The organism is Delftia sp. DT-2 (genome assembly GCF_028401915.1).
GTDB classification, from domain to species: Bacteria; Pseudomonadota; Gammaproteobacteria; order Burkholderiales; family Burkholderiaceae_C; genus Comamonas; species Comamonas tsuruhatensis.
The window spans coordinates 1-21,491 of the sequence record NZ_JAQOTI010000005.1; the positions used below are offsets into that span (position 1 = coordinate 1).

Below are 21,491 nucleotides of genomic sequence, written 5' to 3' on the forward strand. Positions count from 1 at the left end.
CAGCGCGGCCTGCGCCGCTACATTCATTACTACAACCACCAACGCATCAAGCTCAAACTAAAAGGCCTGAGCCCGGTGCAGTACCGAACTCAGGCCTTGAGCCGCTAGCTTCCAACCGTCCAACTTCTTGGGGTCAGTTCACAACTGCGGGCCTTTCCTTTGTCCGGGCGTCTACAGGCGGCGCGCGGCGATCAGCAGGCGCTCGGCCAGGGTGGGCTTTGCAGCCAATCGTCCTGCCGTTCCCAATACACCGTCGCGGCCCGTGGCCGCGCGCGCTATCAGTGCCGTGCCCAGCGCACCACTCACAAGGCGGCCCATGCCACTTTCCGCGCGCCGGGCATGGCGCAGCGCCAAGAGGCCGGCACCGAGCACAAGCCAATGCTCTCCCGTGAATCCCTTGCGAGAGTCATCCCACTTGCGCAGGTCCTGGATCTTTTCTGAAATCGCCATTCATTACTCCTGTTGCTTCAGAGCTGTCATGGTGTGCCAGCAACAGGCTGCAGGCTGTCGGTCCCTGGGCAAGATTCCGGTGGCGAGAGTCCTACGGACGCGCAGCGAGGACCGGCTCCAGCAATCCCGCTTGATGCGCTCCCACTGCGGCGCCTGCATGTGTTCCTTGCTCATCCTGCCGAAGGTGGCAGCCTTGGTAGGCACGACGTCGAGATTTACGCCAAGTGACCATCCGTGTTTCCACGTATATCCAGATACTACTCTTGCCAAGCGTGATTTTGATAATAAATTATCAAAATCAATTACTTTGTCAAATTTTGCATCAATTGAAATATCGAGCGGCTTTCATAATAACATTTCATGCTCAAGAATTGGCATGGTGGCGCCAATAATAAATCACAGCACAGCGAGGCATAAAATGATCGAAGGCGGATGGTGGAAAGCCTATACAAAAAAATGGCCGGTATATAGGAATAATCGAAGGAGATGAATTCATAGTCGGAAAAACGAGGATTTTATATAGAATAAGCAAAAACAAGCTGTATTCAACAGAAGTACCGCCTTCACTTATAGCTGACATATCAGAAAAACAAGCAATTACAACCAATGGAGAAATTCTACTCAAATTCTCAAAAACAACCAGAGAGCGAAGGCCATAAAAAACTGGACCAAGTCCAGACCAAAATAATTACTCAATCCAATCAAACAGCCGTCGCTACAGCACGAATTGGAAACTTTCGACCAAGATCAACACGCAATTGCATTCTGCGTATCAACTCTTGCGTCAAAACTCGACCTGCTGTAAGCAAGATCAAGCCTTCCCTCGATACGAAGTCTTGAGCCAAAATCATCCCTAGCCTCAGTTCTGAACAGGGAACATTAATTGGAGCCGGGTCGGTAGCAGGGGTCGCCTGAATCACAATTTGCAAGAAAGCATCCACCACCTCTGGATCAAATTGTGCTCCTCTACTATGCGAAATGAGCGTTCTTGCCTCTGCGCAAGTTAGCGGCTTACTGCTCAAATGCCCCACCATCAGGTCATCGTAAAAATCAGCAACCGCAATTATGCGAGCACCTATTGGAATATCCTTCCCCTTTAGGCCATCAGGGTAACCTGCTCCATCGAATCGCTCATGGTGAGACCTGACTAGAGTAGCGACAAGATGCGCATCATCTATCGACAGAAGCAGCTGCTCCCCCAAACTGCTATGGTTTCTATACTTATCCAGTTCCTCATGACTTAAACTTGGGACGGGCTTGCTTAACATCCCATCGGGAAGAGTAATATGAGCGATATCATGAATGAGCGCAGCGACAAAAGCATTCTGCTGCTCTGCTTCACTTAGCTGCATAATACTTGCGGTTCGGCGGGTTAGATCCGCAACGCGTCTTGAATGTCCGGCAAGTATCCCCCCTCGCCACTCAAGCAGATTTGAAAACATTCGGATCGATGCGACGAAGCTTTTTTTAAGTTTCCTATGCGCCTCCAACAATTCGTCGTCATGCTCATGGGCAGTCAGCTCAACAGCTGCATTTAGTTCTGCCAACTCCTTCGTCAGCGCTCTATTTTTTTGCTCTAGCCGAATATTCTCATAGCGTGTAATTTTTTGATCATTCAGTTGCTCAATGACAGCCAAAAATTGCTCACTATTCCAAGGTTTGACTATATGGCGGTGCAAGCCCAGCAACCGACCAAGGCCTTTCGTAATTGCCACGGGACTGCATTCCGAAAGAAAAATCACGAACAGATCAGGGGACTGCCCAACGAGATTTTCCAGCCACTGCCCACCATCCTTGTCAATTACACGCGTATTGCATATCAACAAATCAATTCGTCCACCAGCAAACTCAGCCAACGCTTCCGGCGCACTTGCCGCCATTCGCGTATCATATCCAGCCTGACCGAGCAACAGGCCCAACCCTGAAAAATCTTCCACCTCGCAATCAACCATCAATGCTTGCAACCGCGATTGCGGCGCGAATGATTCTTGCCTCTCTCTAACATTCATTTGGCGTGCCTCCATTTGTCTTATTCGATGCATGGCCTCGTCAATATGCCATCGAAAAGCAATGTGCAGATAGAAATTCTTTACCAACACCAAATGAATGAAGATCAAATTTATCCGCTTCTCGCCACTCACTTACATCTAGCTACCATTACCCCAGTTTCGCGCAATGGATGAAATTTGCTCCAGGGAGAGCTCTCACTTGGATTCAAGGCAGTCTTGTCGGCCACGCTTGAAGCCCTGCCGCGTAGGCGGGCACCCGCGTGCGCAGCAGCTTGAGCCTGGCGCGATCCAGCACCTGCAGCGGCGCATCAATGCCGCGCGCGGCCGAAGCATGCAGGAAGACCTGGCGCAGCCACACCATGTCATTGAGCACGGCGGCGGGCCGGCCTCGTCCTCCGTGCACCGCTTCTTGGTGTGGCCCATCAGATCCTGCACCGTGAGCTTGGCGGCCTGGAGGTCGGCCCGACCAGAGGCCTGCAGTCGCGCGATGCCGGCCTTTTTGCAACGGCCCCACTCAGTCACGTTTTTGACCGCACTGACATAATCCCGCAGTGGCTCCCCCACTGAAATTTTCTTGTGCACGGCCTGGCGCCTGGCCAAAAGCGTGCTCCCGGTCCATCTCGTGCTCGCGCCTGCGCAGCCACCCATTGGCCAGCACTTTCCGACGATAGGCCTGGCTTTCGCGGTGGACAAACGTGCCGTTCTCCATCAGCCGGATCTGTGCGGTGCAGGCAAGCGAGCAAGCAAGCCGTGTGCGCGCTTGCGTGAAGTGATGGTTCCATCTGTTTTGCGACAGGTGAAGGATGTGGCAAAGCCAGCGAGAAAGTCAGCAAAAACGGGGTTGGATGGCGAAGAACCAGGCAACGACGCCAGAGCAAAAAACCCAATCAGATCAATGACAAACGTAGAAAACCAAGCACCTGCCAGCATGTGGCGCATGTCCGTTGCACCCATGATGGACTGGACTGACAAGCACTGCCGCTACCTGCACCGACTGCTGAGCCGCCATACCCTGCTGTATACCGAGATGGTGACCACGGGCGCACTGCTGCACGGTGATGTGCCACGGCATCTGCGGTTCGAGGCCGAGGAGCATCCGGTGGCGTTGCAGCTCGGCGGCAGCGAGCCGTCGGATCTGGCGCAGGCTGCGCGGTTGGGAGCGCAGTGGGGATATGACGAGATCAATCTGAACTGCGGCTGCCCCAGCGAGCGGGTGCAGCGCGGCGCGTTTGGCGCATGCCTGATGAACGAGGCGCCGCTGGTGGCCGATTGCGTGAAGGCGATGGTGGATGTGGTGGATGTGCCCGTCACGGTGAAGCACCGCATTGGCATCGACAAGGATGAGAGCTACGAGTTCGTGCGCGATTTCGTTGGCACGGTGGCGGATGCGGGCTGCCGCGTGTTCATAGTTCACGCGCGTAATGCCTGGCTCAAGGGCCTGTCGCCCAAGGAAAACCGCGAGATCCCGCCGCTGCGCTACGAGATCGTGGCCCGGCTCAAGCAGGATTTTCCGGAACTGACCATTGCCATCAACGGCGGCATCAAGGCAGATGCCACGGTGCAGGAACTGCTGCAGCAGGTCGATGGCGTGATGGTGGGCCGCGAGGCCTATCACAACCCCTGGTGGCTGGCCTCGTGGGATGCGCTGTACTACGGCGATGCGAGCATGGAGCACACGCGCGAGTCCATCGAGGAGCAGATGGTGGCCTACATGGAGCGAGAGGCGCGCACGCATGGCACGCACTGGTACTCCATCGCACGGCATATGTTGGGGTTGCGCAACGGGCTGGCGGGGGCGCGCCGCTGGCGCCAGGTGTGGAGCAATCACCAGCTCAAGCAATTGCCGCCTTCAGAGGTGATGCGGCTTGCGCGCACCAAACCGGCCGAGGCGGCGCTTGCCGCCTAGCGCGGGGGACTGCATTGCAGGATGGCCAGGGCTGAGGCGGCCGCTCGCCCAGGCCTATCGGTAGAAACTATCACTTACGCGACAGCATCAAAGGGGTTTTACTACCAATTTTCTTAGCTTGCTGCTGATATATTGCACTGCAACATATCCAAACAACCCCTTGTATCCATGCTCTATCAGCTCTACGAAATCCAGCGCGCCATGGTCGAGCCCTTTGCCGATTTCGCGCAAGCTGCAGCCAAGCTCTACAGCAACCCCCACTCGTTGCTGAGCCAAGGTCCGATGTCCCAGCGCATGGCCGCCGGGTTCGATCTGTTCTACCGCCTTGGCAAGGATTACGAGAAGCCCGAATTCAACCTGCACAGTGTGGATGTGGGCGGCGTTGACGTGACCATCCGCGAGCGCGTCGAAGTGGACAAGCCGTTTTGCGAGCTGCGCCGCTTCAAGCGCTTCTCCGACGACACCGATACGCTGCAGACCATGCTGAGCCAGCCCGTGGTGCTGATCGTGGCGCCGCTGTCGGGCCACTACGCCACGCTGCTGCGCGATACGGTGCAAAGCATGCTGGGCGACCATAAGGTCTACATCACCGACTGGAAGAACGCCCGCCTGGTGCCGCTGGCCGATGGCGAGTTCCACCTCGACGACTACGTGAACTATGTGCAGGAGTTCATCCGCTACCTGCAGGGCAAGTACGGCCAGTGCCACGTGGTCAGCGTGTGCCAGCCCACGGTGCCGGTGCTGGCTGCCGTGTCGCTGATGGCCAGCCGTGGCGAGACGCCTCCGCTGTCCATGACCATGATGGGCGGCCCCATCGATGCGCGCCGCTCGCCGACCTCGGTGAACAACCTGGCGCAGAACCGCAGCTTCGAGTGGTTCGAGAACAACGTGATCTACCGCGTGCCCGAAGGCTATCCGGGCGTAGGCCGCCGCGTGTACCCGGGCTTCCTGCAGTACTCGGGCTTCGTGGCCATGAATCCGGACCGCCACGCCAAGAGCCACTACGACTACTTCAAGGACCTGATCAAGGGTGACGACGCCAGCGCCGAGCATCACCGCAAGTTCTATGACGAGTACAACGCCGTGCTCGACATGGATGCCGACTACTACCTCGAGACCATCGCCACGGTGTTCCAGGACTACAAGCTGGTCCATGGCACCTGGGAAGTGCGTTCGCCCGAGGACAAGGTTGAACTGGTGCGCCCGCAGGACATCAAGGGCAGCGCCCTGCTGACCGTCGAAGGCGAGCTGGACGACATCTCCGGCTCGGGCCAGACGCGCGCAGCGCACGATCTGTGCACGGGCATCGCAGCCGAGCAGCGCAAGCACCTTGAAGTGCCGGGCGCCGGCCACTACGGGATTTTCAGCGGCAGGCGCTGGAGAGAGATCGTCTACCCGCAGGTGCGCGAGTTCATCAGTGCCCACCAGCCCGAAAGCGCCACGGCCGCCAGCGCGGCAGGTCACACCAGCAGCCTGAGCGATGACGCGCCCTCGGCCACCGAGCAGCCGCGCAAGCGCGGTGCCAAGGTGCAGGCAGGCTGAGCACCGAGCAAGCCCGGCACGCCATGCCCGCCTTCGCAATCCTTGCCCGCGACGATCTGGCAGCACGCATAGACGCGGCGCTGCCGCAGACACAGTGCACGCGTTGCGGCTACCCTGACTGCGCCAGCTACGCCCAGGCCGTGGCCTCGGGCGAGGCTGGCATCAACCAGTGCCCACCGGGCGGCGCTGCGGGCGTGGAGCGGCTGGCCGCATTGACGGGCCGGCCCGTTGTTGCGCTGAGCGCCGAGCACGGCATGGAAGCCCCGCGCACCGTGGCCGTGATCGACGAGGCCTGGTGCATCGGTTGCACCCTGTGCATCAAGGCCTGCCCCACGGATGCCATCCTGGGGGCCAACAAGTTCATGCACACGGTGATCGCAGCCCACTGCACGGGATGCGAACTGTGCATTCCCGTGTGTCCGGTCGATTGCATCGAACTGCACAATGCCAGCGGCCCGGCCACAGGCTGGTCTGCCTGGAGCCCCCAGCAGGCCGAGCATGCGCGCCAGCGCTATGTGCTGCGCCGAGAGCGTGAAGTGGAGCGCGAGCGTTTGAGTGCAAGCCGGGCACCGACGCCTCGTGCGCAGGCAGAGCAGGCAGCCGACGACGACGCCAGCCCTCACGCACCCTGCCCCGCACCTCCCGTGGCCGAGAGCAAGCAGGCCACCATCGCCGCCATCCTGGCCCGCGCTCGTGCCCAGCGCGCGGGCGGCGGTTCATCGCCGAACGCGTGCCAGTGAAGCCCGCCAGGCGGCAGTCTGCCTTCCAGGCCAAGGCTATGCCGCCAGCGCCAGACTCTTGTAGACCCCGCATCCCCAGTACAGCCCGCCATGCTTGCAGACGAAGGACATCTTGGTCTGCACCTGCTGCGTGGCCGGGTTTCTGAAGTCGTACTCCACCCAGCCCGGCCCGCGCTCGGCCTGGGCAATGATGTCGGTCAGCAGCTGTTCGCCACGCACGCCGGGCAATTCCTGGACTCGCACGCCCACGCGCGCAGGGTTGCCGCCAAAGGCACGGTAGCTGCCGTCGGCTGCCAGGGCGAAGACGTACATGTCACGGTCATGGAAGGGCTGGGCCGGATCGTTCACAGCGGCCAGCAGTGCCTCGGTGGCCACTCCGCGCCGCGCCAGGCCCAGGGCCGACTCGACCAGGGCCACGGCCTCCTCCGCCGTGCCCTGCTGCAGCCGAAAGCGCGACACCGCCCCTGACAGCATCTGCGCGCGGTGCTGCAGCGCCCGGGCCTGGTCCAGCGCGTGGCCCACCATCTGCGCGTTGTGCTGGGTGATCTCGTCGATCTGGTGAACGGCGCGGCTGATCTCGGCCAGACCCGTGCTCTGGCTGCCGGTGGACTGCGACAGCTCTCCCATGTGCTCGGCCACCTGGCGAATGCCTTCGGTCACGCGCTCCATGCCACGTCCGGCCGTGCGGATCAGTTCGGTGCTGTGCTCCACCTGGGCCAGCGCATCGCCGATCAGGTGGCGGATCTCGCGCGCCGCCTCGGCCGAGCGGCCGGCCAGGGAGCGCACCTCGCTGGCCACCACGGCAAAGCCGCGGCCCTGCTCGCCCGCACGCGCCGCTTCCACGGCAGCGTTGAGGGCCAGGATGTTGGTCTGAAACGCAATGCCGTCGATCACACCGATGATCTCGCGCATGCGGCCGGCGCTGCTTTCAATGGTCTCCACCGACTCCACGGCGCGGCCCATGGCCACCACGCCTTCATCGGCGGCGCCGCGCACGGCGCTGGCCTGGTGATGGACCACGCCCACCACATCGGCGTTGTGCTGCACGGCGCTGCTCAACTGCTCCACGCTGACCACGGTCTGGGCCAGGTTGGTGGCCTGCAGTTCGGTGCGATCGGACAGTGCCTGGTGCTCGTTCACCAGTTGTTGCCCGGCCTGCGCCACCAGGGCCGCATTGCTGCGCACATCGGCCACCATGCCAGACAGCGAGGTCACCATGCCGCCCAGCAAGGCCTTGGGCGTCTGGACGGCGCCTGCGCCCTCCTGGGAGGCCGCAGCCTCCACGGCCACGCGCTGGCTCAGGTCTCCCTGGGCGATGCCCTGCATGGCCTGCTGCAGCAATTCGCGCTCGCCGATCACCCGCGACCAGAGCCTGTGCAGGCCGCCCAGCAGCAGCCCGGCCCACAGCAGCAAGGCTGCCCAAACCCAGGGCCCCAGGCCCATCGAATCGGCCACCAACGCCAGCGCCGGTCCCGCCAATGCCCACACCGTGCATACGAGGAAGCCGGCACCTGGGCCGGATGTATGCTTACGATGCCTGCTTCCATCTTTTTCCATGCCAGCGCCTGCCTGCATAGCTGTCTGCCTCTCTTGTCATTGGTATCTGGAATTCACCGTTTGCGAGGCCCCGCCACACGAGTTGGCATGGCCCCAGTCGAGACCATGCCAGAATAGGTAACAGAATGCAAAAAAGCCAGCGTGCAGACCCGCAGTCCCCTGTGACAACGGCATGCCGAAAGCGCATCAATCCATAATGCGAGCCCATGAATCCCCTGCTCTCCCGACTCCAGCCCTACCCGTTTGAGCGTCTTCGCAAACTGTTCGCCGGGGTCCAGCCACCGGCGGGCGTGCGCCCCATCAGCCTTGGCATCGGAGAGCCCCGCCATGCCACGCCGCCCTTCATCGAACAGGCGCTGAGCGCCGACCTGGGCGGCCTAGCCAAGTACCCGGCCACAGCCGGCGAGCCCGCGCTGCGCGAAGCCTGCGCCCAGTGGGCGCGCCAGCGCTACGGCATTGCGCTGGACGCCGCCGCCCAGTTGCTGCCGGTCAACGGCTCGCGCGAGGCCCTGTTCTCCTTCACCCAGGTCGTGGTGGACGCCAGCCAGGACGGCGCGCGCGTGATCTGCCCCAACCCGTTCTATCAAATCTACGAAGGCGCCACCCTGCTGGCCGGCGCCCAGCCGTACTACGCCCCCAGCGATGCTGCGCGCAATTTCGCGGTGGACTGGGACAGCGTTCCCGCCGACGTGTGGGAAAAGACCCAGCTGATCTTCGTGTGCTCTCCCGGCAACCCCACGGGCGCGGTGATGCCGCTGGCCGAATGGGAAAAGCTGTTTGCGCTGTCCGACCGCCATGGCTTCGTGATTGCCAGCGACGAGTGCTATAGCGAGATCTACTTCGACGGCACGCCTCCCCTGGGCGGACTGGAAGCCGCGCAGCGCCTGGGCCGCACGGACTACAAGAACCTGCTGATGTTCACCAGCCTGTCCAAGCGCAGCAACGTGCCTGGCCTGCGCAGCGGTTTCGTGGCGGGCGATGCGGCCCTGATCAAGGCCTTTTTGCTGTACCGCACCTACCACGGCGGCGCCATGAGCCCCGTGGTGCAGACGGCCAGCATGGCGGCCTGGGCCGACGAGGCCCATGTCGAGGAAAACCGCCGCCTGTATCGCGAAAAATTCAATCAGGTCACGCCCGTGCTGGCGCGCGTGATGGATGTGCGCCTGCCCGACGCAAGCTTCTACCTGTGGGCCGGCATTCCCGAATCGCTGGGCCTGGACGACGCCGACTTTGCACGCGAGTTGTATGCCGCCACCGGCGTGACCGTGCTGCCTGGCAGCTACTTGGCGCGCGAGGCCAATGGCCGCAACCCCGGCGCCGGGCGCGTGCGCATGGCCCTGGTGGCCGAGACCGCAGAATGCCTGGAAGCCGCCCAGCGCATTGCACAGTTCATAGAATCGCGCCAGCGCTGAGACAGCCCTGCACTCCCCTTTCCTCACAAACCCTTTGATCACCAAAGCCATATGACGCAACAGCTGCAATCCATCATCGACACCGCCTGGGACAACCGTGCCAGCCTCTCCCCCGCTGCCGCCCCCAAGGAAGTGACCGAGGCCGTGGACCACGTGATCGAAGCCCTGAACAACGGCCAGCTGCGCGTGGCCACGCGCGAAGGCGTGGGCCAGTGGACCGTGCACCAGTGGATCAAGAAGGCCGTGCTGCTGTCCTTCCGCCTCAAGGACAACGTGCTGATGCAGTCCGGCGACCTGAACTTCTTCGACAAGGTCCCCACCAAGTTCGCCGGCATGACCGAGGCCGAGATCGCCGCCACCGGCGTGCGCGTCGTGCCTCCGGCCGTGGCCCGCCGTGGCAGCTTCGTCGCCAAGGGCGCCATCCTGATGCCCTCCTACGTGAACATCGGCGCCTACGTGGACGAAGGCACCATGGTCGACACTTGGGCCACCGTGGGCTCCTGCGCCCAGGTCGGCAAGAACGTGCACCTGTCCGGCGGCGTGGGCCTGGGCGGCGTGCTGGAGCCGCTGCAGGCCAACCCGACCATCATCGAAGACAACTGCTTCATCGGCGCGCGTTCCGAAATCGTCGAAGGCGTGATCGTGGAAGAGAACTCCGTGATCTCCATGGGCGTGTACATCGGCCAGTCCACTCCCATCTATGACCGTGCGACCGGCGAGACCAGCTATGGCCGCGTGCCTGCCGGCTCGGTGGTGGTGTCGGGCAACCTGCCCAAGGACAACGGCCGCTACAGCATGTACGCCGCCATCATCGTCAAGAAGGTCGATGCCAAGACACGCTCCACCACGAGCCTGAACGACCTGCTGCGCGATTGACCTGCATCCGGACCGCGCCAAAGGCGTGGTTGCGGCGCCAAAACATCCCCTGTTCAGGGGATGGACCAAGGCATACTCTCTAGGGCGTCCCCGGCCACCAGGCAGCGGACGCCCGTTTCACGTCAAAAGCGCGTGACAACGATCCAAGAACAGCGACAGCACACGAATTTGGGGGAACACATGGGCACGATGGAGAGGATTTTGCGCCTGATGGGCGAGAAGCAGGCGTCCGACGTCTACCTGGCGGTCAACGCGCCGGCGCTGATCAAGATCAACGGCGAATGCGTCCCCATCAACAACCAGCTGCTGCCGCCCGATGCGCCGCGCAGCCTGCTGGCCGAGATCGTGCCGGCCGAGCGCCTGCAGGAGCTGGACGAGACGGGCGAGCTCAACATGGGCGTGCCGCTGCGCGGCGTGGGGCGTTTCCGCGTCAGCGCCATGCACCAGCGCGGCAGCTGCGCCGTGGTGATCCGCTTCATCGCCCAGCACATCCCGCCCATGGACACGCTGAACCTGCCGCCCGTGCTGGGCGAGCTGATCATGCAAAAGCGCGGCCTGCTGCTGGTCGTGGGCTCCACGGGCTCGGGCAAGAGCACGACCCTGGCCTCGATGATCGATGCACGCAATGAAAAGCTCACGGGCCACATCCTCACCATCGAGGACCCCATCGAATACCAGTTCCGCAACAAGCGCTCCATCGTCAACCAGCGCGAAGTGGGATCCGACACGGCATCGCTGCAGGTTGCGCTCAAGAATGCGCTGCGCCAGGCGCCCGACGTGATCCTGATCGGCGAGATCCGCGACCGCGAGACCATGTCCTCGGCCATGGGCTTTGCGCAGTCGGGCCATTTGTGCCTTGCCACGCTGCACGCCAACAACAGCTACCACGCGCTCAACCGCATCCTGTCCTTCTTCCCCGAGGAAATCCGGCCGACCATGCTGGGCGAGCTGTCGGCAGCGCTCAAGGGCGTGATCTCCCAGCGCCTGGTGCGCACCGTGGATGGCGGCCGCATGCCGGCCGTCGAGGTGATGCTCAACACCAAGCTGATCGCCGACCTCATCGAGCGCGGCAACTTCTCGGGCGTCAAGGAGGCCATGGAGAAATCCATGGCCGAAGGCTCGCAGACCTTTGAAGAGGCGCTGGCCCAGCTGATCCGCTCGGGCCGCATCGACCGCGCCGAGGGACTGGCCTTTGCCGACTCGCCCACCAACCTGATGTGGCGCCTGGAAAACGACGTGGTCAAGGCCGGCCATGCCGCGCCGTCCAGCCAGTTCGCCGAACTGGCCACGCCCGGCGAGGACGACATGCCCTCGTTCACCGAAATCATGCTGGAAGTCAAGCCGAACTGAACAGCCGGGCCTGCAGCGTTCACAATGTCGGAGCACGCTGGCGCCAGCCAGCCCTCCGACTTTTTTGTTTTTTTGACCTTCCCACCATGTCCCGCACCTTGCAACTGACCGAGCAGCTGATCAGCCTGCCCTCCGTCACTCCCGAAGACGCCGGCTGCCTTGAACTCCTGGCCGATGCCCTGCTGCCCATGGGCTTTGCCTGCGAGCGCATCGATAGCGGCCCAGACAGCTTTCGCGTGCGCAATCTCTGGGCCAGGCGCTCCGGCGCAGGCACCGACCGGCCCGTGCTGGTCTTTGCCGGTCATACCGACGTGGTGCCCACCGGCCCCCTGGAGCAGTGGAACAGCCCGCCCTTCGTGCCCACGCACCGCGACGGCAAGCTGTACGGCCGCGGCGCCAGCGACATGAAGACCTCCATCGCCGCCTTTGTCGTGGCACTGGAGGAGTTCCTGGCCGAGACGCCAACTCCCTCCTTCGACATTGCCCTGCTGCTGACCAGCGACGAGGAAGGCCCTTCGGTGGACGGCACCAAGGTCGTGGTCGAGCTGCTGCGCGAGCGCGGCGAGCGCTTGGACTGGTGCATCGTGGGCGAGCCCACCTCCGTGGACCGCACGGGCGACATGATCAAGAACGGCCGCCGGGGCACCATGAGCGGACGCCTCACCGTCAAGGGCATCCAGGGCCACATCGCCTACCCGCAGCTGGCGCGCAACCCCATCCACCAGGCCCTGCCGGCCCTGGCCGAACTGGCCGCCACGCGCTGGGACGAGGGCAACGCCTTCTTCCCGCCCACCAGCTGGCAGATCAGCAACATGCATGGCGGCACGGGCGCATCCAACGTCATCCCCGGCCATGTGACCATCGACTTCAACTTCCGTTTCTGCACCGAGTCCACGGCCGAATCGCTGCAGCAGCGCGTGCACGCCGTGCTGGACCGCCATGGACTGGAGTACGAGCTGGCCTGGACCATCGGCGGCCAGCCCTTCCTGACCACGCCGGGCACGCTGGTGAATGCCGTGCAGGCGGCCATCCGCGCCGAGACCGGCCTGGAGACCGAGCTGTCCACCACGGGCGGCACCAGCGACGGCCGCTTCATCGCCCAGATCTGCAGCCAGGTCGTGGAAGTGGGCCCGCCCAACGCCAGCATCCACAAGATCGACGAGCACATCGTGGTGGCCGACATCGAGCCCCTCAAGAACATTTACCGCCGCACGCTCCAGGAGCTGCAGCGCCAGCAGGCCGCCTGAACGCGCGCCCAAGGAGCCGACGATGACATCCGCCCCCACCCCTGCCAATATTCCCGCCATCTCGGGCAGCACCATCGCCGACCTCGTGGCCTCGGGCGCCGCAGCGCTCACGGCGGCCGGCGTGGCCTTTGGCCACGGCACGGCCACGGCCGAAGACGAATCGGCCTGGCTCACGCTCTGGAAGCTGGGCCTGCCACTGGACAGCGAACTGGCGCCGGGCGCGCCCGAATCCCTGGCCAGCCAGCCGGTGAGCGCCGAGCAGCAGGCCGAAGTGGCCGAGCTGTTCGCCGAGCGCATCCGCACACGCAAGCCCGCCGCCTACCTCACGCGCGAGGCCTGGCTGCAGGGCGTGCCCTTCTACGTGGACGAGCGCGCCATCGTGCCGCGCAGCTTCATTGCCGAACTGCTGGCCGACGGCAGCATCGACGGCTGGCTGTCCGACCGCACGCGCCGCGTGCTGGACCTGTGCACGGGCAACGGCAGCCTGGCCTGCCTGGCGGCCATGGCCTGGCCCGAGGTCGAGGTCACGGGCGCCGACATCTCGGCCGACGCGCTGGCCGTGGCGCGCATCAACGTGGACCGCCATGAACTCGCCGAGCGCGTGCAACTGCTGGAGAGCGACGGCCTGGCCGCCCTGCCCGGCCCCTGGGACCTGGTGCTGTGCAACCCGCCCTATGTGAACGCCGACAGCATGTCGCGCCTGCCCGCCGAGTACCAGGCCGAGCCCGAGCTTGCGCTGGCCGGCGGCGCCGACGGCATGGACTTCATCCGCCGCCTGCTGCAGGACCTGCCCTCGCGCCTGGCCAAGGAAGGCGTGGTCGTGCTGGAGATCGGCAATGAAAAGGACTTCTTCGAAGCCGCCTTCCCCGACCTGCCCGTGTTCTGGCTGGACACCAGCTCGGGCGACGAGCAGGTGCTGCTGATCACCCAGGAGGCACTGCGCGCCTGGACCGAAGGCGATATCGAGGCCCTGCGCCCGCAATACCGCCCCCTGGGCTGAGATGGACCTGCGGGCGCTGCGCTACTTCATCGCCGTGCTGGAGGCTGGCAGCCTCTCGCGCGCCGCGCACTCGCTGTACGTGGCCCAGCCTGCGCTCACGGCGCAGATCAAGAAGCTGGAAGGCGAGCTGGGTGCGCAACTGCTGGAGCGCAGCCACGCCGGCGTGACCCCCACCCCGGCCGGCGCGCAGCTGTACGAGGACGCCCGCCGCCTGCTGTCCGACGCCGATGCCATGCGCGAGCGCATACAGCGCCTGCCCCAAGGCCCCGAAGGCTCGGTCACCATCGCCCTGCCCTTTTTGCTGACCAGCCTGCTGGCAGGCCCCCTGATTGCCAGCCTGCGCCACAGCCACCCGCGCATACGCATCTTCGTGCTCGACGACCTGAGCCTGATGGTGCAAAAGGCCATGCTGGACCGGCGCGCCGACTTGGCCATTCTTGTGGACACGGCCAGCCTGCATGACCTGCAGGTGCAGCCCATGGCAGAGGAATCCATCTACGTCTGCGGCCAGGATGTCGATGGCAGCGTGGCCCCGCTGCTGCGCCCGGCGCCGGACGGCGGCCTGCCGCACATGGACTTTGCCCATGCCTGCCAGCTGCCGCTGGTGCTGCAGTCGCGCCGCTTTTCCATCCGCCAGACCGTGGAGGCCGCCGCCGATGCGCGGGAGCTGCGGCTGAACATCGTCCACGAACACGATTCCGCGCGCGTCATCCGCTCGCTCTACCACTGCGGCGCGGGCTTCACCTTCACGCCCGCCTGCTCGCTGAGCGATGCGCCCGCCTGGCTGCGCGAGGGCGCCAAGGCGGCGCCCACGGGCCTCCAGCCCGGCTGGATCGTGGCCCAGGTCGCGGCGCCCGCGCTGCTGCGCCGCTACTTCCTGGCCGTGCAGGCCAACCGCGGCGGTGACCCGGCACTGCAGGTAGTCCGGCAGGCACTGCTGGACCAGGCCCGGCAACTGATCACGGCGGGCCTCTGGCAGGCGCGCTGGCAGCATCCGCAGCAGATGTGATGCAGCAGCCCAGCGTAGTGCGGCAGTCCGATGGTCATCAGCAAAAACGGCAAGGGTTGGTCTGGACATCAATTTTTCTGATGCAACTGAATCACTAATCGGTATTTCCCGGCCCGGTCCTCTTCTGCAACAGTGCATGGCACGCCGCGCAAAACGCGCGGCTTCAGCCAAGGAATGCCATGCACGAGACATCCCGGCCCACCGCAGGCCACCCCCATTCCCTCCCCATACCCAACGTCGGCGAACTCGTCGCACGCAGCTGCAGGGCCCATGCCGAGCAACCTGCGGTGACCAGCGCCACACGCAGCATCAGCTACGCAGAGCTTGAGCAGCGCTCCAACCGCCTGGCGAACGCCCTGCTTGCCCAGGGGCTGGCCCGCGGCGACCGCGTGGGCATCTACCTGCCCAATTGCGTGGAAATCGTGGAGATCGAGATCGCCTGCTACAAGGCCGGGCTCATCAAGGCGCCCTTCAACGCACGCCTGTCTCCACGCGAAGTAGGCGATATCGCGGCCAACAGCGATGCTTCCATCATCGTGACCACGGCCGCGCGCGCCGAGGCCTTCAAGCCGCACCTGCAGTCTGCCGACGTGCGCCTGCTGCTGCTGGACGGCCCTGCCGACAGCAACTACGAAGCGCTGCTCGCCCGCGCCAGCGACCGCTTCCAGCCCGTGGACGTGCACGAGCATGAGGTGGCCGTGCTGCACTACACCTCGGGCTCGTCGGGCGTGCTCAAGGCCGCCATGCAGACCTTCGGCAACCGCCTGGCCCAGCTGCGCAAATTCCTGATGCGCGGCGAGGGCATGCAGGCCGGCCATGTGCTGGGACTGGTGGGGCCGGTCACCCACGCCTCGGGCATGCAGATGGTGCCGGCGCTGTGCACGGGCGCCACCATCCACCTGTTCTCGGGCTTCGAGCCTGGCGCCTTCATGGCCGAGATGCAGGCGCGGCGCGTCACCCATACCTTCATGGTGCCCACCATGATCAACATGCTGCTGGCCGAGATCGGCGGCCGCTACCGCCCGCTGCCCGACCTGCAACGCCTGGGCTACGGCGCAGCGCCCATGGCGCCCGCGCGCATCCTGCAGGCCATGGACGTGTTCGGCCCCGTCCTGTCCCAGGGCTACGGCGCGGGCGAGACCACCTCCGGCGTCTGCGGCCTGACGGTGCAGGACCACCTGCAGGCGCGCGCATCGCGCCCCGAGCGGCTGGCATCCTGCGGCCGGCCCTTTCTGGAATCCCTGGTGGAGGTGGTGGACGACGAAGGCCGCCGCGTGCCCGAGGGCGAGATCGGCGAGATCGTGGTCAGCGGCGCCGATGTCTTCGCAGGCTACTGGCGCGCGCCCGAGCTGACGGCCGAGGTGCTCAAAAACGGCCGCTACCACACGGGCGACCTGGCCCGCATGGACGAGCAGGGCTTTGTCTACATCGTGGACCGCAAGAAGGACATGGTCATCAGCGGTGGCTTCAACGTCTATCCGTCCGAGGTGGAGTCCGTGCTCTACGAACATGCCTCGGTGGCCGATGCCTGCGTGTTCGCCATTCCCGACGACAAATGGGGCGAGGCCGTGGCCGCCCACATCGTGCTCAAGCCCGGCCTGGCCGGCGACAGTGCCGCGCTGGACAGCTTTTGCGCCGAGCGCCTGGGCGGCTTCAAGCGCCCGCGCCACATCGAATTCGTGCAGCAGCTGCCCAAGAACCCCAACGGCAAGGTCATGCGCCGCGCCGTGCAGGCGCCCTACTGGGCCAACCACGCCCGCAAGGTGAACTGAGATGAACGCCAAAGACACACTCCCCGCCGCCAACGCTGCCCTGCTGGAAATGCCCTTTGAAGGCTCAGAGCGCGCAGCCGGCCTGATCGACGCGCTCAACGCCTTCATCCACGGCGAACTGGCCGACCTCGCCCGCGCGCATGGCGTGGACCATGAAAACAGCGCCTCCACCGAGCTGCTGCGCCAGGTCTGGAAGCTGTCGCATGCGCGCGGCTTCTACGGCATGACCCTGCCCGAGGCCATGGGCGGCGCCGGCCTGTCCGTGCTCGACCAGGTGCTGGTCAAGGAGGCCATCTACGCCACTGGATCGCCCTTCGCGCCCCATGTGCTGGGCGAACTCAGCGGCCCGCCGCGCATAGGCGCGCTGATCCGCAAGGCCACGCCCTTGCAGATGGAGCAGTTCATCCTGCCCGTGGCACGCGCCGAAAAGTCCATCTGCTTTGCGCTGACCGAGGCGGCGGCCGGCTCGGACGCGGGCGCGCTGGAGACGCGCGCCGTGCTGGAAGGCGACCATTACGTGCTCCACGGCCGCAAGCGCTTCATCTCGGGCTCGCCGTTTGCCGACTTCGCCGTGCTCATGGCCTCGACCGCGCCCGAGGGCAGCCCGCAGCGCGAGATCAGCGCCTTCTTCGTGGACCTGCATGCACCGGGCGTGCAGGTGGTCAGCGGCTACAAGACCATGGCCGGTCAATCGAGCACGGGCGACATCGTGCTCGACGGCTGCCGCGTGCCCGCTGCCCAGTTGATCGGCGAGCCGGGCCGGGGCCTGGCCCTGGCGCTGGGCCGCATCACCGTCAACCGCCTGCTGCACTGCCCGGCCATGCTGGGGCTGGCGCAGGTGGCGCTGCGCGATGCGCGTGACTATGCGCTGGGGCGCCAGCAATTCGGCCGCAGCATTGCCCAGTTCCAGTCCATACAGCACATGCTGGCCGACATGGCCACCGAATGGATGGCCGCGCGCGCGCTGATGGTGCAGACGGCCCGCGCCATAGACGCCGGCATCGACGCGCGCGCCCAGGCCTCGATGAGCAAGCTGTTCTGCTCGGAGACGGCGTTCCGCATTGCCGACCGCGCCGTGCAGATCCATGGCGGCGAAGGCATCGTCCAGGGCCGGCGCGTGGAATTCCTGTTCCGCATGCTGCGCATGTACCGCGTGCTCACGGGCACCAGCGAGATACAGCGCAACACCATCGCCAAGGAGCTGCTGGAGCGGGCCGGCGCCTGAGGCTGGCCGGCAGCCCCAGCACTCCCCCAGCAAACAGAAAAGACAAAAGACCAGGAGACAAAGCCATGCCACACATCACCAGCAGCGGCCAGGACCGCCGCCAATTCCTGCGGGCTGCAGGCGCCGCATCGCTTGCGGCAGGCCTGCCCTGGGCCGCCACAGCCTCAGCGCACGACAGCGCCTGGCCCACGCGCCCCATCAAATGGGTGGTGCCCTACCTGGCCGGCACCAGCCCCGACACGGCCGCGCGCATCGTGGCCGAGGCGCTGTCGGCCCAGCTGGGCCAGCCCGTGGTGATAGACAACCGCGCCGGCGCGGGCGGCAACATCGGCGCCCGCCAGGTGGCCAAGGCGCCGGCGGACGGCTACACCCTGCTGTACTCGGGCTCGCCCATGGCCGCCGCCATGCGCATGTACAAAAGCCCGGGCTACGACGTGTTCAAGGACTTCCGCCATGTGCTGGGCATGTCGCGCTCGGACATCCTGGTCGTCGTGCATGCCGACTCCGGCATGCGCACGCTGGACGACCTGGCCGCCCGCGCCAAGGCCAGGCCGGGCGCGCTGGACTATGCCTCGGGCGGCGTGGGCACGCCATCGCACCTGGGCGTGGAGATGCTGGCCTCCAGCATGGGCCTGCAGGTCAACCATGTGCCCTACAAGGGCGCGTCCGAGCTGGTCAATGCCGTGCTGGGCCAGCAGGTGGCCTTCGGCGCCCCGCTGTTTTCCGTGGCCTATCCCCAGGTGCTGGCGGGCAGGCTGGTGCCGCTGGCCATTGCCGGCCCCCAGCGCAACGCCAAGCTGCCCCAGGTGCAGACCCTGGCCGAGCTGGGCGTGCCCGACGTCAACCTCACGTCCTGGGGCGGTGTGTCCGTGCCGGCCGCCACGCCCGATGCCATCGTCCAGCGGCTGCGCACGGCGCTGGAGGAGGTGCTCAGGCAGCCCAAGGTCATCGCCTCGCTGGAGCAGGAAGGCGGCAAGGTCGCCATCACCAGCGCCGACGCCTATGCCAAGGGCTTCGAGCGCGAGATCCAGTTCACCCAGTCCATGATGCAGCGCGTGGGCATACAGCCGATCTAGGGCCTGGTACCAGGGCTTTGCACCGTGGCCGGGCACGGGCATGGCGGGCGGCAATCCTGCCCTGGCGCAATCGCTGGGATAATCCTGCCCATTCATGATCAGCCTTCGCAACATTACCCTGCGCCGCGGCACCCGCGTGCTGCTGGACAGCACCTCCGTCTCCATCAACCCCGGTGAAAAAGTCGGCCTTGTCGGACGCAATGGCGCCGGCAAGTCCAGTCTGTTCGCCCTGCTCAACGGCAGCCTGGCCGAGGACGGCGGAGAGTTCTCCATCCCCTCGCAATGGCGCCTGGGCCAGGTCGCGCAGAACATGCCCGAGACCTCGGAGACGGCCACCCAGTTCGTGCTGGACGGCGACACCCGCTTGAGCGAGCTCAACGCCCAGCTCGCGGCCGCCGAGGCCAGCGAGGACGGCATGGCCATTGCCCACGCCCACGTGGACCTGGCCGATGCCGGCGCGCACGACGCCGTGCCGCGCGCACAGGCCCTGATCCTGGGCCTGGGCTTCAAGGTCTCCGAGCTGGAGCACCCCGTCAACAGCTTCTCGGGCGGCTGGCGCATGCGCCTGCAGCTGGCGCGCGCGCTGATGTGCCCCTCCGACCTGCTGCTGCTGGACGAGCCCACCAACCACTTGGACCTGGACGCCCTGGTCTGGCTGGAAGCCTGGCTCAAGCGCTACCCCGGCACCCTGGTCGTGATCAGCCATGACCGCGAATTCCTGGACGCCATCACCAACACCACGCTGCACATCGAAAACGCGCAGGTCACGCGCTATGGCGGGAACTACAGCAAGTTCGAGGAACTGCGCGCCCAGCAGATGCTGCTGCAGCAGGCTTCGTTCGAGCGCCAGCAGGAAAAGATCGCCCACCTGCAAAAATTCATCGACCGCTTCAAGGCCAAGGCCTCCAAGGCCAAGCAGGCGCAAAGCCGCGTCAAGCAGATCGAGCGCATGGAAAAGGTCGCGCCCATGCTGGCCAGCGCCGATTTCACCTTCGAGTTCAAGCCGCCCGCCAACCTGCCCAACCCCATGCTGGCGATCACGGACGCCGCATTCGGCTACCTGGACGACGAAGGCCAGGCGACCACCATCCTGCGCGGCGTCAACCGCTCGGTGCTGGCGGGCCAGCGCATCGGCATCCTGGGCGCCAACGGCCAGGGCAAGTCCACCCTGGTCAAGACCATCGCGCGCGAGATGAAGGCCCTGGCCGGCACCGTGACCGAAGGCAAGGGCCTGAACATCGGCTACTTCGCCCAGCAGGAACTGGACGTGCTGCGCCCCGGCGAAAACCCGATGGAGCACATGATCCGCCTGGCACGGGACACCGGCGCCACCGGCCCGCAGGCGCGCGAGCAGGACCTGCGCAGCTACCTGGGTACGTTCAACTTCAGCGGCGACATGGTCAAGCAGGCCGTGGGCAGCATGAGCGGCGGCGAGAAGGCGCGCCTGGTGCTGGCCATGATCGTCTGGCAGCGCCCCAACCTGCTGCTGCTGGACGAGCCCACCAACCACCTGGACCTGGCCACGCGCGAGGCCCTGGCCATGGCCATCAACGACTTCGACGGCACCGTCATGCTGGTCAGCCACGACCGCGCCCTGCTGCGCTCGGTCTGCGAGGACTTCTGGCTGGTCGGCCGTGGCGTGGTCGGCCCCTTCGACGGCGACCTGGACGACTACCAGCGCTACCTGCTGGAAGAATCCCGCCGCCTGCGCGAGGAAGCCCGCAAGGCCGAACAGGCGGCTGCGGCCACCAGCAAGGCGGCAGCGCAGGTGGAGCCCGCAGCAGGTGCAGCAGCTGCAGCACCTGCAGTGCAGGCCCCCGTGGCTGCTGCGCTGGCACCGGCTCCCGCTGCCCCGCCCACGCCGCCGGCCGCCAGCGCCGGAGACCAGCGCGAGCAACGGCGCCTGGCCGCCCTGGCCCGCCAGCAGATGGCCGAGAAGACCCGGCCGTTCAAGAAGGAACTGGAACAGCTGGACAAGCGCCTGCCCCAGCTGCAGGCCGAACGCACGCGGCTGGAGGGCCTGCTGAGCCAGCCCATCTCGCCCGCCGAGATGGCCGAAGCAGGCCGCAGCCTCAAGGCCTGCAACGACGAGATCGACAGCCTGGAAGAACGCTGGCTGGAACTGAGCGAGCAGATCGAGCAGCTGTCGGCCGCGATGTCCGACTGATTCCAGTCGTTCTCGAAAATCAGGCGGCCCCATGGGTGCGAGGCCCTTGCTCGCACCCATGACCGTCTGCCACAAGCGTCGTCCCGCGTGAAGACGGCGCTCCACTTCGGCTCCGCCCAAGTGCGGCCCTGAGGCCCCGCCCTCCCCCCCACT

At 65.2% G+C, this 21,491-nt stretch carries 19 protein-coding genes; 14 read left to right on the plus strand and 5 right to left on the minus strand.

Annotated elements, in window-relative coordinates:
• On the plus strand, positions 1 to 108 hold a 108-nt coding region (locus PO605_RS09480), incomplete at its 5' end, for an IS3 family transposase (protein ID WP_272206511.1).
• 63 nt (positions 109 to 171) lie between these two features.
• Here PO605_RS09480 and PO605_RS09485 read toward each other — a convergent pair.
• The 4 genes from PO605_RS09485 to PO605_RS09500 all read right to left on the minus strand — a co-directional run bounded on the left by PO605_RS09485 (position 172) and on the right by PO605_RS09500 (position 3,398).
• Positions 172 to 450, minus strand: a complete 279-nt coding sequence (locus tag PO605_RS09485) for a hypothetical protein (protein WP_016445950.1) — start codon at positions 448 to 450, stop codon at positions 172 to 174.
• Positions 451 to 1,151: 701 nt separating this feature from the next.
• Positions 1,152 to 2,567, minus strand: coding sequence for an HD domain-containing phosphohydrolase (locus tag PO605_RS09490; RefSeq protein ID WP_272206365.1), 1,416 nt, complete (start codon positions 2,565 to 2,567; stop codon positions 1,152 to 1,154).
• Positions 2,568 to 2,664: 97 nt separating this feature from the next.
• The gene (locus PO605_RS09495) at positions 2,665 to 2,862 is read right to left on the minus strand and encodes a hypothetical protein (protein WP_156135960.1); all 198 of its coding nucleotides are present in this window, start codon (positions 2,860 to 2,862) and stop codon (positions 2,665 to 2,667) included.
• Between the two features lie 305 nt (positions 2,863 to 3,167).
• Positions 3,168 to 3,398, minus strand: coding sequence for a hypothetical protein (locus tag PO605_RS09500; protein ID WP_197065089.1), 231 nt, complete (start codon positions 3,396 to 3,398; stop codon positions 3,168 to 3,170).
• Here PO605_RS09500 and dusA point away from each other — a divergent pair.
• The 3 genes from dusA (at position 3,388) to rsxB (ending at position 6,647) form a co-directional block, all read left to right on the plus strand.
• Complete coding sequence (dusA, locus tag PO605_RS09505) at positions 3,388 to 4,365, plus strand: tRNA dihydrouridine(20/20a) synthase DusA (protein ID WP_047468283.1); 978 nt, start codon at positions 3,388 to 3,390, stop codon at positions 4,363 to 4,365. The genes PO605_RS09500 and dusA overlap by 11 nt on opposite strands.
• Positions 4,366 to 4,533: 168 nt before the next feature.
• Positions 4,534 to 5,907, plus strand: a complete 1,374-nt coding sequence (locus PO605_RS09510; protein WP_047468286.1) for a polyhydroxyalkanoate depolymerase — start codon at positions 4,534 to 4,536, stop codon at positions 5,905 to 5,907.
• Between the two features lie 23 nt (positions 5,908 to 5,930).
• Positions 5,931 to 6,647: an electron transport complex subunit RsxB gene (gene rsxB / locus PO605_RS09515; RefSeq protein WP_047468288.1), complete on the plus strand. Its 717-nt coding sequence runs from the start codon at positions 5,931 to 5,933 to the stop codon at positions 6,645 to 6,647.
• A 36-nt stretch (positions 6,648 to 6,683) separates the two neighbouring features.
• On the opposite strand, the gene PO605_RS09520 is transcribed toward rsxB, so the two are convergent.
• Positions 6,684 to 8,222 carry a methyl-accepting chemotaxis protein gene (locus PO605_RS09520; RefSeq protein WP_047468292.1) on the minus strand — a complete coding sequence of 513 codons (1,539 nt, stop codon included), beginning with the start codon at positions 8,220 to 8,222 and terminating at the stop codon, positions 6,684 to 6,686.
• A 188-nt stretch (positions 8,223 to 8,410) separates the two neighbouring features.
• Here PO605_RS09520 and dapC point away from each other — a divergent pair, with 188 nt between their 5' ends.
• From dapC to PO605_RS09570, 10 genes are all read left to right on the plus strand, one after another.
• Positions 8,411 to 9,616: a succinyldiaminopimelate transaminase gene (dapC, locus tag PO605_RS09525; RefSeq protein ID WP_272206370.1), complete on the plus strand. Its 1,206-nt coding sequence runs from the start codon at positions 8,411 to 8,413 to the stop codon at positions 9,614 to 9,616.
• Positions 9,617 to 9,667: 51 nt separating this feature from the next.
• Positions 9,668 to 10,492: a 2,3,4,5-tetrahydropyridine-2,6-dicarboxylate N-succinyltransferase gene (gene dapD, locus PO605_RS09530; protein ID WP_012205450.1), complete on the plus strand. Its 825-nt coding sequence runs from the start codon at positions 9,668 to 9,670 to the stop codon at positions 10,490 to 10,492.
• A gap of 180 nt (positions 10,493 to 10,672) precedes the next feature.
• A complete protein-coding gene (locus PO605_RS09535) occupies positions 10,673 to 11,842 on the plus strand; it encodes a PilT/PilU family type 4a pilus ATPase (RefSeq protein ID WP_016445943.1) in 1,170 nt (389 codons plus the stop codon).
• An 86-nt stretch (positions 11,843 to 11,928) separates the two neighbouring features.
• Entirely contained in the window at positions 11,929 to 13,089 is a 1,161-nt protein-coding gene (gene dapE, locus PO605_RS09540; RefSeq protein WP_034363910.1) for a succinyl-diaminopimelate desuccinylase, read from the plus strand.
• 22 nt (positions 13,090 to 13,111) lie between these two features.
• Positions 13,112 to 14,089, plus strand: a complete 978-nt coding sequence (gene prmB, locus PO605_RS09545; RefSeq protein WP_046238306.1) for a 50S ribosomal protein L3 N(5)-glutamine methyltransferase — start codon at positions 13,112 to 13,114, stop codon at positions 14,087 to 14,089.
• A 1-nt stretch (position 14,090) separates the two neighbouring features.
• Positions 14,091 to 15,098, plus strand: a complete 1,008-nt coding sequence (locus tag PO605_RS09550; RefSeq protein ID WP_016453487.1) for a LysR family transcriptional regulator — start codon at positions 14,091 to 14,093, stop codon at positions 15,096 to 15,098.
• Positions 15,099 to 15,277: 179 nt separating this feature from the next.
• Complete coding sequence (locus PO605_RS09555; RefSeq protein WP_272206375.1) at positions 15,278 to 16,870, plus strand: class I adenylate-forming enzyme family protein; 1,593 nt, start codon at positions 15,278 to 15,280, stop codon at positions 16,868 to 16,870.
• Position 16,871: 1 nt separating this feature from the next.
• Entirely contained in the window at positions 16,872 to 18,095 is a 1,224-nt protein-coding gene (locus tag PO605_RS09560; RefSeq protein WP_012205444.1) for an acyl-CoA dehydrogenase family protein, read from the plus strand.
• Between the two features lie 65 nt (positions 18,096 to 18,160).
• A complete protein-coding gene (locus PO605_RS09565) occupies positions 18,161 to 19,171 on the plus strand; it encodes a tripartite tricarboxylate transporter substrate binding protein (protein WP_272206377.1) in 1,011 nt (336 codons plus the stop codon).
• A gap of 94 nt (positions 19,172 to 19,265) precedes the next feature.
• A complete protein-coding gene (locus PO605_RS09570; protein ID WP_017405039.1) occupies positions 19,266 to 21,338 on the plus strand; it encodes an ABC-F family ATP-binding cassette domain-containing protein in 2,073 nt (690 codons plus the stop codon).
• Positions 21,339 to 21,491 lie beyond the last annotated feature (153 nt).